Below are 14,623 nucleotides of genomic sequence, written 5' to 3'. Positions count from 1 at the left end.
TGCAGATCCACCGATGGACGGGGAAGGTCACGCAGCGCAGCAGCAGGTCCTCGGCACAGACGGACGACCCCGCAGCCACCAGGTGGCCGCGGGGTCGTCGAGGACGGCAGCGACGTCAGACGCCGCCGGTCAGCAGGAGGCCGCCGTCGGCGGTGATCGTCTGACCGGTCAGCCAGGCCGCGTCGTCGGACAGCAGGAACCCGACGACGCCGGCGATGTCCTCGGGCAGGCCGAGTCGCTTGAGCGGGTACGGGGCCGACACCTCGTCCTCACGACCGTCGTAGAGCGCCTTCGCGAACTTCGTCTTCACGACGGCCGGCGCCACACCGTTGACCCGGATGTCGGGGCCGAGCTCGACCGCCAGCTCCTCGGTCACGTGGATGAGCGCCGACTTCGACGCGCCGTACATGCCGATGTTCGGGGCCGGCTTCAGCCCGGCCACCGACGACACGTTGACGATCGCGCCGCCGTGCTCGCCCATCCACTGCCGGTACGCCTGCTGCGCCCACGCGACGGCCGACAGCACGTTGACCGCGAAGATCTTCGCCGCGGCCTCGAGGTCGATGTCGATCATGCGGCCGTACACCGGGTTGATGCCGGTGTTGTTCACGAGGAAGTCGAGCCGACCGAACCGCTCGATCGCGGTGCGGACCGCCTCCTCCTGGTGCGCGGCGTCGTCGCCCGAGCCGGCGACGAACGCGGCCCGGTCGGCCCCGAGCGACGCCACGGCCTCCTCGAGCGCGTCGGCCTTGCGTGCCGTGACCAGCACCTTTGCCCCGTCGTCGACGAGTCGCTGCGCGATGCCCAGGCCGATCCCCCGGCTCGCGCCGGTGACGATCGCGACCTTGCCGTCGAAGCGACCCATCAGGACAGCCGCTCGATGACCATCGCCATGCCCATGCCGCCGCCGACGCACATCGACTCGACGCCGAACTGCTTGTCGTGCCACTGCAGGGAGTTGATGAGCGTGCTGGTGATGCGCGCGCCGGTCATGCCGAACGGGTGACCGACGGCGATCGCGCCGCCGTTGACGTTGAGCTTCTCCAGCGGGATGCCGAGCACCTTCGCCGAGCCCCACGACTGGACCGCGAAGGCCTCGTTGATCTCGTAGAGGTCGATGTCGTCGATGCCCATGCCGGCGTTGCGCAGGGCGGCCGGGATGGCCTCGACCGGGCCGAGGCCCATGATCTCCGGAGACAGGCCGGTCACGGCGGTGGAGACGATGCGCGCGAGGGGCGTCAGGCCGAGCGCCTTGGCCTTCTCGTCGCTCATGATGACCACGGCGGCGGCACCGTCGTTGAGCGGACACGCGTTGCCGGCCGTCACGGTGCCGTCGGGGCGGAACACCGGCTTGAGCTGGCTCACGGCCTCGAGCGTGACGCCGGCGCGGGGTCCGTCGTCCTTCGACACGACGGTGCCGTCGGGCAGCGTCACCGGGGTGATGTCCTTCGCCCAGAAGCCGGACTCGATGGCCGCCTCCGCGAGGTTCTGGCTGCGCACGCCGAACTCGTCCTGCTCCTCGCGGCTCATGCCGAGGTGCTGGGCGACGTTCTCGGCCGTCTGGCCCATCGCGATGTAGAGGTCGGGGAGCTCGCCGCTCTCGCGCGGGTCCGTCCAGGTGTCGGCACCGCCCTCGGCGCGCTTCGCGGTGCGGGCGATCGCGTCGGCGAACAGCGGGTTCTCCGAGCCGGGCAGGTCGGAGAAGCCGTTCTGGAAGCGGCTCACCGTCTCCACGCCGGCGGAGATGTAGGCGTCGCCCTCACCGGCCTTGATGGCGTGGAACGCCATGCGGGTGGTCTGCAGCGACGACGAGCAGTAGCGGTTCACGGTGACGCCGGGCAGGTGGTCCATGCCGGAGAGCACGGCCACGGCACGCGCCAGGTTGTGACCCGCCTCGCCGGCCGGCTGGCCGACGCCGAGGTGCAGGTCGGTGATGTCCTTCGGGTCGAGCCCGGGGACCTTCTCGAGGGCGGCCTGCACCATCTGCACGGTGAGGTCGTCGGGACGCATGTCCTTCAGCGAGCCCTTGACGGCGCGGCCGATGGGCGAGCGGGCGGTCGAGACGATGACGGCTTCGGTCATGGTGCTGCCTTCCGGTGGTGGGGTCGTGCGGGGAGCCCGGGCCTGGTGCTCAGGTCCGGACGGGCGCGCTGCTCAGAGGCCGAGGTCGCGGCCGATGAGCTCCTTCATGATCTCGTTGGAGCCCGCCCAGATGCGCGTCACGCGGGCGTCACGCCAGGCGCGGGCCACGCGGTACTCGTTCATGAAGCCGTAGCCGCCGTGGATCTGGACGCAGTGGTCGAGCACCTGGTTCTGGACGTCGGAGGTGTACCACTTGGCCTTGGCGGCGTCGACGGCGCTGAACTTCCCGTCGGCGTGGGCGGCGACGGCGTTGTCGAGGTAGGCCTCGGCGACCTCAATCTTGGTGACGAGCTCGGCGATGAGGAACTTGTTCCACTGGAAGTTGCCGATGGCCTGGCCGAACGCCTTGCGGTCCTTGGCGTACTGGATGGTCTCGACGAGGATCTGCTTGGCGTGGGCGATGTTGGAGATCGCGCAGCTGAGCCGCTCCTGCGGGAGCTTCTGCATCATGTGGATGAACCCGCGGTCGAGCTCGCCGATGATGCGGTCGTCGCCGACGCGGACGTTCTCGAAGAACAGCTCGGCGGTGTCGGACTCGGTCTGGCCGACCTTGTCGAGCTTGCGGCCGCGGCTGAAGCCCTCGTCGCCGGCCTCGATGGCGAAGAGGGTGATGCCCTTGGCGCCCTTCTCCGGCGACGTGCGGACGGCGGTGACCACGAGGTCGGCGCTGTAGCCGTTGGTGATGAAGGTCTTGGAGCCGTTGATGACCCACTCGTCGCCATCGCGGACGGCGGTGGTCTTCAGCGCGGCGAGGTCGGACCCGCCGCCGGGCTCGGTCATGCCGATGGCCAGCAGGCACTCGCCCGACGCGATCTTCGGCAGCCAGCGCTCCTTCTGCTCCTGCGTGCCGAGCTCGACGATGTACGGCGCGGTGATGTCGGAGTGGATGCCGACGCAGGACGCGAGGGCGGCGCTGACCTTGCTGAGCTCCTCGGCCCAGACGGCGTTGAAGCGGAAGTCCTCGGCGCCGGCGCCGCCGAACTCCTCGGGGATCTCCAGGCCGAGGAGGCCGAGCTCGCCCGCGGCCAGCCAGAAGTCGCGCGGGAGGGCCTTGTCCTCGATGTACTGCTCGATGTGCGGGGCGACCTTCTTGGCCAGGAACGTCGCGCAGGTGTCGCGGAAGTCCTCGTGGTCGGCGGTGTAGACGGTGCGGTCCATCGGGTCCCTCGTGCTCTGGTGTGTCTCGTGCTCGGACGTGAAGTGACGCGCCAGTAGGTAAGCGCTTGCTTAGCGTGCCCGGCATGGGCCATGCTGTCAACCGACGAAAGGGACGATGTCATGACCGCCACAGCGCGCGAGCGGCTCCTGGAGGCCGCCGTCGAGGCGTTCGCCGAGAAGGGCTTCACGGCCACGACGACCCGCGACATCGCGGCGCGCGCCGGCATGAGCCCGGCAGCGGTCTACGTCCACCACGACACCAAGGAGTCGCTGCTCTTCACGGTCAGCATCGACGGGCACCGCTCGGCCCTGCAGGTCGTGGAGTCCGCCGACGACCCCGCCGCCGCCCCGCCCGAGCGTCTGCGGCGCTTCGTGCACGACTTCAGCGCCTGGCACGCGTCGCACAGCCGCGTCGGCCGCATCGTGCAGTACGAGTTCGACGCGCTGACCCCGGAGCACCGCTCCGAGGTGGCCGCGCTGCGTCGCGCCATCGAGCGCGTCATGCAGCGCGTGCTCGAGGCGGGCGTCGCCTCGGGCGACTTCGCCGTCGACGACGTCGTCGGCACCACCCGGGCGATCCTGTCGCTCAGCATCGACCTCGTGCGCTGGTTCTCCCCCACCGGCCCGCAGACGCCGCAGGACGTCGCCGAGCTGCACGCCCGCCTGGCGCTGCGGATGGTCCTGGCGCACGACGACTGACGGCGCCCACCCGTAAGGGTGGACGCCGCCAGAGGTGCTGTCGCAGTCGCGCTGCGCAGGGGTGCGGTGCGGGCTCAGGCCTCGAGCACGGCCTCCGCGTTGATCGTGATGGTGATCTTGTCGCCGATCATGACCTTGTCGCCCTCGAGCGGGATGTTGAAGTCGATGCCGAACTCCTTGCGGCTGATCTCGCCGGTGGCCTCGACGCCGACGCGCGTGCCGCCCCACGGGTCCTTGCCCTCGCCGAGGAAGTCGACGTCGAGCTGCAGGGGCTTGGTGACGCCCTTGATCGTGAGGTCGCCGTTGACGACGAAGGACTCGTCGGACTTCTGGACGACGCCGGTGCTGGTGAAGGTCATCTTCGGGTGCGTCTCGGTGTCGAAGAAGTCGCTCGAGCGCAGGTGGTTGTCACGGTCGGCGGTGCCCGTGTTGATCGAGGAGAGGTCGACCTCGACGCTGACCTTCGAGTCGCTGATCGGGTCGGCGCTGACGATCGAGCCCTCGAAGGTCTCGAACTTCCCGCGGACCTTGCTCATGATGTGACGCACGGCGAAGCCGATCTCGGTGTGCGTGGGGTCGAGGTTCCAGGTGCCGGTGGTGATGCTCATGAGGTGTCTCCTGAAGTCGGGGTGCGGCTCGTGGTTGAGCCGTCAACGAGGAAGACGCTACCATGTAGTTGAAGCCTCAATCAACACCCTCTCCTGGACTGCCTCGCCACGAACCTAGGATGTGCCCCATGACCAGCGCCCCCATCGACGAGAACTCGGACACGACGCCCTGGCTCGACACCGAGCAGCAGCGGTGGTGGCGCTCCTACCTCGGCGGCTCGACGGTGCTCCTCGACCAGCTCGACCGCGACCTGCGCGCCGCGCACGACCTCTCGATGGCCGAGTACGAGATCCTCGTCCGCCTGTCCGAGGCCGAGGACCGCTCGATCCGCATGGCCGAGCTCGCCTCCGCCGTCTCGCACTCGCGCAGCCGCATCACCCACACCATCGCGCGGCTCGAGCGTGACGGCATCGTGCGCCGTGCCGCGAGCTGCACCGACGGTCGCGGCGTGAGCGCCGTGCTCACCGACCACGGCCACGACGTGCTCGCCCAGGCCGCCCACACCCACGTGCGCGGCGTCCACGACTACCTCGTCGCACGCTGCAGCCGCGAGGACCTCGCCGCCGTCGGGCGGGTCCTGGAGGCCGTCCGCACCGGCCTCGAGGGTCGCGGCTTCTGACGTCGGGCCCCGCCTCGAGTCACCGACGCCCCTTCCTGAGCCAGGAAGGGGCGTCGGCGTCTCGCATGATGGGAGTGCTCAGTCGCGGGTGAGGCGACGGTGCGTGACGCGGTGCGGTCGCGCCGCCTCCTCGCCGAGTCGCTCGATCTTGTTCTCCTCATAGGACGCGAAGTTGCCCTCGAACCAGAACCAGCGGCCCGGCTCGTCCTCGGTGCCCTCCCACGCCAGGATGTGCGTGGCGATGCGGTCGAGGAACCAGCGGTCGTGCGACGTGACGACGGCGCAGCCCGGGAAGTCGAGCAGCGCGTCCTCGAGCGAGGACAGGGTCTCGACGTCGAGGTCGTTGGTGGGCTCGTCGAGCAGCAGCAGGTTGCCGCCCTGCTTGAGGGTCAGCGCGAGGTTGAGGCGGTTGCGCTCACCACCGGACAGCACGCCGGCCTTCTTCTGCTGGTCGGCGCCCTTGAAGCCGAAGGAGGCCACGTAGGCGCGGCTGTTCATCTCGAAGTTCGCGACCTTGATGAAGTCGAGCCCGTCGGAGACGACCTCCCAGACGTTCTTGTCGGCGGCGATGCTGCCCCGGCTCTGGTCGGCGTAGGAGATCTTGACCGTCTGGCCGACCTCGAGGGTCCCTGCGTCGGGCACCTCGTTGCCGGTGATCATGCGGAAGAGGGTGGTCTTGCCGACGCCGTTCGGGCCGACGACGCCGACGATGCCGGCGCGCGGCAGCGAGAAGCTGATGTCGTCCCACAGCGTGCGGCCCTCGAAGCCCTTGCTGAGGCTCTTCGCGTCGAGCACGACGTCGCCGAGGCGCGGACCGGCGGGGATGTTGATCTCGCTCGTGTCGATCTTGCGGGCGCGCTCGGCCTCGGCCGCGAGCTCCTCGTAGCGGGCCAGACGCGCCTTGCTCTTGGCCTGACGGCCCTTGGCGTTGGAGCGGACCCAGTCGAGCTCCTTCTCCAGCATCTTGGCGCGCTTGGCGTCCTTCGCGCCCTCGATCTTGAGGCGCTCCTTCTTCGTCTCCAGGTAGGTGGAGTAGTTGCCCTCGTAGCCGTGGATGCGGCCGCGGTCGACCTCGGCGATCCACTCGGCGACGTTGTCGAGGAAGTAGCGGTCGTGGGTGACGGCCAGGACGGCGCCCGGGTAGGTCTTGAGGTGCCCCTCGAGCCACTGCACCGACTCGGCGTCGAGGTGGTTGGTGGGCTCGTCGAGGAGCAGCAGGTCGGGCTGCTGGAGCAGGAGCTTGCACAGCGCCACGCGGCGGCGCTCACCACCGGAGAGGTGGTCGACGAGCTCGTCCGGCGGCGGGCAGCGCAGCGCGTCCATGGCCTGGTCGAGGCGCGAGTCGAGGTCCCACGCGTTGACGCTGTCGAGGAAGGTCTGCAGGTCGCCGGTCTCGGCCATGAGGGCGTCGTAGTCGGCGTCGGGCTCGCCCATCTCGGCGTACGCCTCCTCGAGGCGCTTCATCTTGTCCTTGACCTCCGAGACCGCCTCCTCGACGTTCTCCAGGACGGTCTTGCCCTCCGTGAGGGGCGGCTCCTGCTGGAGCATGCCGACGGTGGCCTCGGGGTCACGGACGATGTCGCCGTTGTTCGGCTGGTCGAGGCCGGCCATGAGCTTGAGGAGCGAGGACTTGCCCATGCCGTTCGGCCCCACGACGCCGATCTTGGCGCCGTGCAGGAACGAGAGGGTCACGTCGTCGAGGACGACCTTGTCGCCGTGGGCCTTGCGGACGTTGCGCAGGGAGAGAACGTAGTCAGCCATAGGGCACCCAGCCTACCGACGGCGGCCGACGTGCCGCGCCTCGCGGTGGTCCGCGGCCTCCGTGGCCTCAGCCCAGGGCGCGCAGGATGCCCGAGCGGTAGCGCTCGTAGCGGTCGAGCTCGGCCTGCAGCGGCGCGACGACCTTCTGCTCGGAGACCTCGGCGACGGCGCGACGCAGCGTCGCGTCGGCCTGCTGCGCCCGCCGCCGGGCACTGGTCCGCACCGCGGCACGGGACAGCGCGGCCAGCAGCACGCCGCCGACCAGCCCGCCGAGGAGGAGCAGCAGCGGCAGCGAGGTGCCTGCCACGACCGGCGCGTCACCCACCTCCCAGCCCACGAGGCCGCTGAGCAGCTCGACGGCTCCCCAGCCGACGCCGACCACGAGCGCCGCGAACGCGAGCCACTGCAGCACGTCGACCGCGCGCCACCAGAACGGCGTGCGGGACAGGCCGAGGTCGATGCGGTCGACGGTCTCGTCGAGCTCGCGCACGACGTCGGCGCTCGTGCTCACCGACGCCTCGCGCACGGCGTCGCGCCAGGGTCGCTCGAGGCCGACGGCCGCCTTCTCGGAGATCTCGCGCACGGCCGACTCGGCCTGGGCGCGCTGGACGTGCCCGACCGAGGGCCGCACGGCACGCGAGAGCGAGGCGATGGAGCCGTCGGGGTCGATCCCGAGCTCGCGCAGCGGGTCCTTGCGCAGGCGTCCGACCCAGCGCAGCGGCGGCCAGCCGGTGTGGCGGCGCGCGGTGCGCAGCGTCGAGGCCTCCACCGCCTCGACGAGCTGCGGTGCGCCGACGCTGTCGAGCAGGGCGAGGTCGAGCGCCTGGCGGTCGATGTCGGTGATGCCCGGGATGTCGCTGCGGCCCCCGACCGTGACGATGCCCGCCGCCGACGCCGCGATGTCCTGCGCGAGGCGCTCCTTGGCGGAGGCCTTCGCGCGGATGCGGCGCGCGAGCTCGCGCTTGAGGTCGTCGACCCCGTCGCCGCGGTGCGCGGAGACGCCGAGGACCGGCACGCCCGGCAGACCCTCGCGGTCGAGGATGGCGCGCACGTCGCCCAGCGCCCGCTCCCGCTCGGAGAAGTGGATGCGGTCGATCTGGTTGAGCACGACGAGCGTGACGTCGCGGTAGGCCGCCATCGGCCGGATGTAGCGGTCGTGGATGGCCGCGTCGGCGTACTTCTGCGGGTCGAGGACCCAGATGAGGAGGTCGGCGTACTGGACGAGCCGGTCCATCTCGAGGTGGTGGGAGACCTCGGTGGAGTCGTGGTCGGGCAGGTCGAGCAGGACGAGCCCGTCGAGCTTCGTGTCGGCGGACGAGCGGTCGAGCATGCTCATGCGCGACACCTGGTGGCGCGCGGGGATGCCCATCCACTCGAGCAGCTCCTGCGCGCCGTCGGGTCCCCACGAGCACGCGAGGGCCCACGACGTCGTCGGACGGCGCACGCCGACGCCGGCGAGCTCGAGGTCGGTCAGGCAGTTGAAGAGCGAGGACTTGCCCGAGCCCGTGGCACCCGCGAGCGCCACGATCGTGTGCTCGCCGGAGAGCCGCAGCCGCTCCGAGGCCCGCTCGGCGAGCGCCGCGGCGGGGTCCAGCAGGGTGTCGTCGAGACGGCCCCGGGCGGCCTCGACCGCCTCGCCGAGGCCGTCGAGGCGGGCGGCGACGTCGTTGCGCTCGCCGCCGAACAGCGCCGAGGTCGCGCGCGCGACAGGTCCGGGGCGCTCGCTCATGAGGCGGTCTCTCCGTCCAGGAAGTCGATGTGACGTGCGTACTCGGCCCGGCGCGCGGCGTCGCGCAGCCGGGCCTGGGAGGCCTCGATCACGGCCGGGTCGCTCACGAGGTCGAGGTAGCGCCGGCTCTCCGCCGTCGCGAGCGCCTCGACCGCGGTGACCAGCGACGTGTGGGCGCGCTCGGCGAGGCGGCGGACCGCCTGGTCGCCGAAGATCGCCTCGAGCAGCTTCTGGGCGACGACGGCGGTGCCGCCGGCGACGCCGACCTCGGCGCCGGTAAGACCCGCGGAGCCGCTGACGAACACCAGCACCATGAGCGCGACGCCGATGCCGTTGACGCCGAAGGCGAGGAACTTCGCGGTGAGGCGCTTGTCAGAGCCCTCGGCGCGGACGAGCTCCAGCACCTCGGCCTGCCAGTCGCGGACGAGCCGCTCGGCCTTGACGCGGACGTCGCGGGAGGCGCGGTCGAGACCGCGCTCGGAGGCGATCAGCGCACGGCCGGCTCCGACCGAGGACCAGGAGCGGTACACCGCCTCCGCGGCCGCCTCGAGCTGCTCCACGAGGAGGGTCTGCAGCCCCGACTCGACCGCCTCGCTGACCTCCGCGGAGCGGGTGCGCTTGCCGGTGACCTGGTCGACGAGCCGGTCGCGGATCCGGCTCACGCGCTCCTCGACGGAGCGCAGCAGCTCGCCGTTGCCGACGAACTCCTGCCAGCGGGTCAGCACCTCGCCGCGCATGACCGTGCCGTCGGCGGTGGCCCGGCGCAGCAGGTCGACCGCCTCGGCGTAGGTGCGGGTGGCGTCGTCGTGCAGCTGACGTGCGGCGGCGAGCTGCTCGTCGAGCCCGTCGGCGACGACGTGCGAGCGCAGCACGTTGTGGCGCACGGCGCCGTCGAGCGTGCCGAAGACGACGGCCGATCGACCCTCGGGGTCGGCCGCGAGGTCGCGCAGCCAGCCGCGGATCGGCTCGACGGCCTCGCGCGGCAGCAGGCCGTCCTCGCCGACCGCCGACTCCGGCACCGTGAAGAGCGGGGAGTCCGACAGCCCGCGCGACGTCATCATGCGCGCGAGATGGCCTCGCACCTCCACGACCGCGTCGGCGTGGGTGCGGTCGAGGACGACCGCCACCGACGTGCTGCGCTCCGCGGCGCGCCCGAGGTAGTCCCACGGCACCTGGTCGGCGTAGCGCGCGGCCGAGGTGACGAACAGCCACAGGTCGGCGGCCGCGAGCAGCTGCGTCGCCAGCTCGCGGTTGGCTGCGTCGATCGAGTCGATGTCTGGCGCGTCGAGGATCGCCAGGCCGCGCGGGACCCCCGTGGAGGGCGCCAGGCGCAGGGCGTAGACGTCGTTGGTGACCGCCTTGGTGCGGGGCAGCTCGGGCAGGATGCGGTCGGGCTGGAACCACTCCGCGTCGTCGGGGTGGTGCACCAGCACCGGCGAGCGCGTGGTCGGGCGCAGGACGCCGGACTGGGTGACCTGCTCCCCCACGAGCGAGTTGACCAGCGTCGACTTGCCGGCGCCCGTGGACCCGCCCACGACCGTCAACAGCGGAGCCTCGAGCTGCACGAGCCGCGGGATGACGTAGTCGGACAGCTGGTCGACCATCTCGGCCCGCGTGGAACGCACCTCGTCGACACCCGGGACCTCGAGCGCGAGGGGGGCCGCCGTGACGTCGGTGAGGAGCTTGCTCAGCGCTCCCAGCAGCTCGGCCGAGGCGTGTTCGCTGGGCACCGGTGCTCCTCCCGTCTCGACGTGTCGTTGCGGCTGTTCCGCGGGGTCAAGGGACACGGTAGTGGACTCTGCGTGACCACGGTGCGTCCGCGTCGCGTCACCGTCGGTGCGCGACGGGCAGGGGCGGGGGGAAGCGGAGCGCGGGTCGCAGCCCGTACATCGCGTCGAGCAACGCGTAGGTGCGCTCGACGCCGTGCGGCTTCGTCTGTCCGCGCATGATCGCGTCGTGCAGGAAGGCCATCTCCGTGGCGAGGCGCTGGTAGCGGCGCACGATCCGTCCGGCCACGCGGCCGTGGTGACGGCGGGCGTGCCGGCGGGCCTGCTTGCGGTAGCCGAAGCGCGAGAGGTACGGGATCTCCGCCGGGTGGATCCAGCCGCGCTCGGCGACGTAGGACAACGAGCGCTCGAGGGTCCGCACCTGGCGCGAGCGCGCCACGATCGCGACGACGGCGAGCGTGACGAACAGGACGAACAGCGCGACGTAGGTGAGCGCGAAGCCCACGCCCCCGAAGTACGACGCGGACCCGTTCCAGAGCCCGTGCAGGGCCATGCTGATCGCGAGACCGAGGGTGCCGACCAGCACCTTCAGCACCTTCGAGCGGATGCCGACGGCCAGGCCGAGCGCGATGCCGAACGCCGACAGGAAGAGCGGGTGGGCGAACGGGCTGGCGATCCCGCGGACGACGAACGTCCCGGCCGCACCCTCGGCGCCGGCGATCGGCACGTCGGGTCCGCCGGCGTAGCTGAGCGCGTAGTAGCCGATGTTCTCGACGAACGCGAAGCCCAGACCCACGAGACCGGCCACGATCAGGCCGTCCAGGAACCCGTCGATGATGCGGCGCCAGCGCAGGAACGTCAGGAGCAGGAACAACCCCTTGGCGGGCTCCTCGCTCGCCGGGGCGACGAACGTCGCCAGCTCCTTCTGCGTCAGGTCGGTCGTCTCCCCCAGCAGCACCTGCACGGCGAGCGCGATGCCGACCGCACCGACACCGCCCCACACGAACGCGGCCACCTTGTAGCGACGCGGCTCCGGCTCGTAGCGGTCGAGCCACCAGTACACGAACCACAGCACCGGCAGCGGCACCAGCGCGTAGATGATGGCCAGGCGCGCGCCCTCGAGCGCCTCCGCACCCGCGGCGACCACGACGACCTCGACCAGGCCCAGTGCCACGCCGATGCCCGTGAGCACGATCAGCACGGTGCGTCCCCGCTGACGCGGACGCTCGACGTACCGGGGCATCCGTCGGGGGATCGTCCCGCGGCCCGCCACCTCCGGCGCGGCCTCCTGCGCGTGTGGCTGGCTCACCCCCCGGAGCCTAGGGGAACGCGTCGCCCCGCGCCCCACGGCACGCGTCACGTCCCCCCGATTCGGTGGCACTAGGGTGGGGGCGGGCCCCCGTAGCTCAGATGGATAGAGCAGAAGCCTTCTAATCTTCGGGTCGCAGGTTCGATTCCTGCCGGGGGCGCTCACACCGAGTCCTCCCCGGGTGCTCAGATCGAAGAGCAGAACCCCTTCTCATCCGCGCGTCGCAGACTCGTCTCGTCACGCAGGGGCGTCGAGGGCGGCGAGCTCGTCGGGCGCGAGGTCGACGTCGGCGACGCGCAGGGCCGACTCGAGCTGCTCCACCGAGCTGACGCCGAGGATCGGACGCACCTCGGGCCGCGACGCCAGCAGCCAGGCCAGCACGACGACCGACCGCGCCACGCCGTGCGCCTGTGCGACGTCGTCCAGCACCGCCAGACGTCGCTCCGTGCCCAGGTGACGGTAGGCCTGCGGGAACGGACGGTCGGGCCGGTCGTACGCGCCCCGCACGAGCGGCGAGTACGCCCACAGCTCGACGTCGGGGTGCTCGCTGACGTAGTCGACGGTCTCGTCGGTGACGAAGCCGAACCGGTGGTCCTTGCCCTCCACCGCCGCGCCGGGCCGCGGGTGCACGTACGACGTCGTGAGCTGCAGGGCCGTCCACGGCTCGAGCCCGCGCGCCTCGGCGAGGGCCCTGCCCCGCTCCACCCGCCAGGTCGGGTGGTTGGAGACGCCCAGCCGTCGCACCGCGCCGGCGGCGACCAACGACCCGAACGCCTCCACCGTCTCCTCCAGCGGCGTCCCCCGGTCCTCGCCGTGCGCCCAGTACAGGTCGATCACGTCGATCCCGAGACGACGCAGGCTCGCCTCGCAGCCGGCTCGCACGACCTCGGCCGAGAGCCCCTCGACGGGATGACCGTCCCGGCGGGGCACGTCGAGCGGCTCGACACCGACCTTCGTGGCCAGCTCGACCCGGTCGCGACGCGACGGCTCCGCCGCGAGCCAGCCGCCGATGACGCGCTCGCTCGCTCCCCCGTGCCCGCTCGGGTCGACCCAGAAGGCGTAGCAGTTGGCGGTGTCGAGGGTGCGTCCGCCGGCGTCGAGGAAGCGGTCGAGCAGCGCCCGCGACGTCGCCTCGTCCGTCCGGGTGCCGAGGTACATGGTGCCGAGCACGAGCCGTGAGACGTCCATGGGACGAACCTATCCGCGGGTCGTAGAGTCCGAGCATGGCGACGACCTGGCCACGTCCGGACGCAGTGGCGCTGGTGGCCGCCGGCGGAGCGGTCGGCACGCTGGTCCGTTACGGCGTGGCCGCGTCCGTCGACCCGGTCGACGGACTGCCGGTCGGCATCCTCGGCGTCAACCTGCTCGGGGCGTTCCTGCTCGGCGTCCTGACCGCCACCGTCGCCTCGTCGCGCACCCGCCTGCTGCTCGGCACCGGCCTGATGGGCGGCTTCACGACCTACAGCGCCTTCGCTCTGGACACCCAGGGCCTGCTCGCCGACGGGCGACCCGCCGACGCCCTCGTCTACCTCCTGGCGACCGTCGCGGGCGGCTTCGCGGCGTCGGTGGGCGGGCTCGCCGTCGGCCGCGCCCTGCGGGTCCGGGGTGCACGGTGACAGGCGCGCTGCTCGCCGGTGCGGTGGCGGTCGCCGGCGGCGCGGGCTCGGTGCTGCGGCTGCTCGTCGACACCTGGGTCGGCCAGCGCTCGTCCGGGCGGTTCCCGTGGGGCATCGTCGCGGTGAACGTCACCGGGTCGTTCCTCATCGGGCTGGCCGTCGGGCTGCTCGACGACGGCGCCGCCCGGACGGTCGTGGCCACGGGGTTCCTCGGCGGCTACACGACGTTCAGCACCGCGAGCCTCGACTCCGCCCGCCTGGCGCTCCGCGGCCGGGGCGGCCGGGCCGTCGCCCACGCGGTGGGCACCGCCGTCGTGTGCGTCGCGGCGGCGTGGCTGGGCCTGCTGCTGACGTGACACGGCCCCCGCACCGAGGGTGCGAGGGCCGTGCGCGGGAGGAGCCGGGTCAGGCCTTGGCCTCCTCGACCGCCTTCTGGATCGTGGCGGGGCTGAAGTCGTCGAGCTTCTTGCCGTCGACGAACACCGTCGGCGTGCCGCTGATCTTGCGGTCGCTGTCCTGCGCGACCTCCTTGGCCTTGACGACCCACGGCACGAACTTCTCGGACTTCACGCACGAGTCGATGCCCGCCCCGGTGATGCCGAGGCTCTTGAGGTCCTCCACGAGCTTGGCGTTCTCGGGACCGGCCGTGCCCTCCTGCGGCTGGTTGGCGTACAGGAAGTCGTGGACCTTGACGTAGTCGTCGACGCCGCCGGCGTCGAGGGCGCAGAGCGCGGCGTTGGTGGCGCGCTTGGAGTAGTCGTTGGTGCTGCCACCATTCTCGTCGAGGAAGGAGAACGGCTTGTAGGTGAGCGCGATCTCGCCCGATGCCACCTGCTGCTTGAGCATCGGACCGGCGACCTGCTCGAACTGCTGGCACACGGGGCACTGGAAGTCCTCGTACACCTCGACGCTGACCGGCTTGGCGTCGCCGGACGCGGCGCCACCGTCGGAGGCGCCACCGTCGGCGGACTCGGCGGCCGCCTGGTCGTAGACGATGCCGTAGTCCTTCGTGTTCTTCGGCGCGACGAGGTCGGTGCTCTTGGCGTTCTTGTCGGCCGTCGACTTCACGGCGTAGCCGCCGACGCCGACGAGGGCGATGACGACGGCGACGATCGCGATCGTGATGACGTTGCGCTGGCGCTTGTCGGCCTTCTCGCGCTCCTTGCGCATCTGCTCGGCTCGCTGCTTGCGGTCGTTGCTCACGTGGTCTGGCTCCTGTGCGGCGTCTGGGACAGGACGGGACGCGTGCGCCCG

14 protein-coding genes and 1 tRNA gene are annotated in these 14,623 nt (G+C 71.5%); 5 read left to right on the top strand and 10 right to left on the bottom strand.

Annotated features, from left to right (window positions below; genetic code table 11):
• Nucleotides 1-115 precede the first annotated feature (115 nt).
• The 3 genes from Aeryth_RS04315 to Aeryth_RS04305 all read right to left on the bottom strand — a co-directional run bounded on the left by Aeryth_RS04315 (nucleotide 116) and on the right by Aeryth_RS04305 (nucleotide 3,300).
• Nucleotides 116-865 carry an SDR family oxidoreductase gene (locus Aeryth_RS04315; protein ID WP_067855123.1) on the bottom strand — a complete coding sequence of 250 codons (750 nt, stop codon included), beginning with the start codon at nucleotides 863-865 and terminating at the stop codon, nucleotides 116-118.
• Complete coding sequence (locus Aeryth_RS04310) at nucleotides 865-2,082, bottom strand: acetyl-CoA C-acetyltransferase (RefSeq protein WP_067855120.1); 1,218 nt, start codon at nucleotides 2,080-2,082, stop codon at nucleotides 865-867. The genes Aeryth_RS04315 and Aeryth_RS04310 overlap by 1 nt, the downstream gene beginning before the upstream one ends.
• A 72-nt stretch (nucleotides 2,083-2,154) precedes the next feature.
• Nucleotides 2,155-3,300, bottom strand: a complete 1,146-nt coding sequence (locus Aeryth_RS04305) for an acyl-CoA dehydrogenase family protein (protein WP_067855117.1) — start codon at nucleotides 3,298-3,300, stop codon at nucleotides 2,155-2,157.
• A 120-nt stretch (nucleotides 3,301-3,420) separates the two neighbouring features.
• Here Aeryth_RS04305 and Aeryth_RS04300 point away from each other — a divergent pair, with 120 nt between their 5' ends.
• On the top strand, nucleotides 3,421-3,999 hold the full coding sequence (locus Aeryth_RS04300) for a TetR/AcrR family transcriptional regulator (RefSeq protein WP_144433659.1): 579 nt from the start codon (nucleotides 3,421-3,423) through the stop codon (nucleotides 3,997-3,999).
• Between the two features lie 74 nt (nucleotides 4,000-4,073).
• On the opposite strand, the gene Aeryth_RS04295 is transcribed toward Aeryth_RS04300, so the two are convergent.
• The gene (locus Aeryth_RS04295; protein ID WP_067855111.1) at nucleotides 4,074-4,607 is read right to left on the bottom strand and encodes a YceI family protein; all 534 of its coding nucleotides are present in this window, start codon (nucleotides 4,605-4,607) and stop codon (nucleotides 4,074-4,076) included.
• A gap of 128 nt (nucleotides 4,608-4,735) precedes the next feature.
• On the opposite strand from Aeryth_RS04295, the gene Aeryth_RS04290 reads away from it, so the two are divergent.
• Complete coding sequence (locus Aeryth_RS04290; RefSeq protein ID WP_067855109.1) at nucleotides 4,736-5,227, top strand: MarR family winged helix-turn-helix transcriptional regulator; 492 nt, start codon at nucleotides 4,736-4,738, stop codon at nucleotides 5,225-5,227.
• Nucleotides 5,228-5,305: 78 nt separating this feature from the next.
• Here the strand turns inward: Aeryth_RS04290 and ettA are convergent, their stop codons facing one another.
• The 4 genes from ettA to Aeryth_RS04270 all read right to left on the bottom strand — a co-directional run bounded on the left by ettA (nucleotide 5,306) and on the right by Aeryth_RS04270 (nucleotide 11,753).
• On the bottom strand, nucleotides 5,306-6,988 hold the full coding sequence (gene ettA, locus Aeryth_RS04285; RefSeq protein WP_067855106.1) for an energy-dependent translational throttle protein EttA: 1,683 nt from the start codon (nucleotides 6,986-6,988) through the stop codon (nucleotides 5,306-5,308).
• A 67-nt stretch (nucleotides 6,989-7,055) separates the two neighbouring features.
• Nucleotides 7,056-8,717 (bottom strand): GTPase, encoded by a 1,662-nt coding sequence (locus Aeryth_RS04280; protein WP_083516247.1) that lies wholly within the window; start codon nucleotides 8,715-8,717, stop codon nucleotides 7,056-7,058.
• On the bottom strand, nucleotides 8,714-10,447 hold the full coding sequence (locus tag Aeryth_RS04275) for a dynamin family protein (protein WP_236749815.1): 1,734 nt from the start codon (nucleotides 10,445-10,447) through the stop codon (nucleotides 8,714-8,716). Before Aeryth_RS04275 ends, Aeryth_RS04280 begins: the two co-directional genes overlap by 4 nt.
• A gap of 97 nt (nucleotides 10,448-10,544) precedes the next feature.
• Nucleotides 10,545-11,753 (bottom strand): PrsW family intramembrane metalloprotease, encoded by a 1,209-nt coding sequence (locus Aeryth_RS04270; protein WP_144433658.1) that lies wholly within the window; start codon nucleotides 11,751-11,753, stop codon nucleotides 10,545-10,547.
• 86 nt (nucleotides 11,754-11,839) lie between these two features.
• Here Aeryth_RS04270 and Aeryth_RS04265 point away from each other — a divergent pair.
• Nucleotides 11,840-11,913, top strand: a tRNA-Arg gene (locus tag Aeryth_RS04265).
• Between the two features lie 77 nt (nucleotides 11,914-11,990).
• Here Aeryth_RS04265 and Aeryth_RS04260 read toward each other — a convergent pair.
• On the bottom strand, nucleotides 11,991-12,941 hold the full coding sequence (locus Aeryth_RS04260; protein WP_067855100.1) for an aldo/keto reductase: 951 nt from the start codon (nucleotides 12,939-12,941) through the stop codon (nucleotides 11,991-11,993).
• Nucleotides 12,942-12,976: 35 nt separating this feature from the next.
• Here Aeryth_RS04260 and Aeryth_RS04255 point away from each other — a divergent pair, with 35 nt between their 5' ends.
• The gene (locus tag Aeryth_RS04255; protein ID WP_067855098.1) at nucleotides 12,977-13,369 is read left to right on the top strand and encodes a fluoride efflux transporter FluC; all 393 of its coding nucleotides are present in this window, start codon (nucleotides 12,977-12,979) and stop codon (nucleotides 13,367-13,369) included.
• A complete protein-coding gene (locus Aeryth_RS04250) occupies nucleotides 13,366-13,725 on the top strand; it encodes a fluoride efflux transporter FluC (RefSeq protein ID WP_067855095.1) in 360 nt (119 codons plus the stop codon). The genes Aeryth_RS04255 and Aeryth_RS04250 overlap by 4 nt, the downstream gene beginning before the upstream one ends.
• 49 nt (nucleotides 13,726-13,774) lie before the next feature.
• Here the strand turns inward: Aeryth_RS04250 and Aeryth_RS04245 are convergent, their stop codons facing one another.
• Nucleotides 13,775-14,572 (bottom strand): DsbA family protein, encoded by a 798-nt coding sequence (locus Aeryth_RS04245; protein ID WP_067855092.1) that lies wholly within the window; start codon nucleotides 14,570-14,572, stop codon nucleotides 13,775-13,777.
• Nucleotides 14,573-14,623: the final 51 nt, after the last annotated feature.

The sequence above is a fragment of the Aeromicrobium erythreum genome, assembly GCF_001509405.1.
GTDB classification, from domain to species: domain Bacteria; phylum Actinomycetota; class Actinomycetes; order Propionibacteriales; family Nocardioidaceae; genus Aeromicrobium; species Aeromicrobium erythreum.
This window is presented reverse-complemented; position numbering and strand designations above follow the sequence as displayed.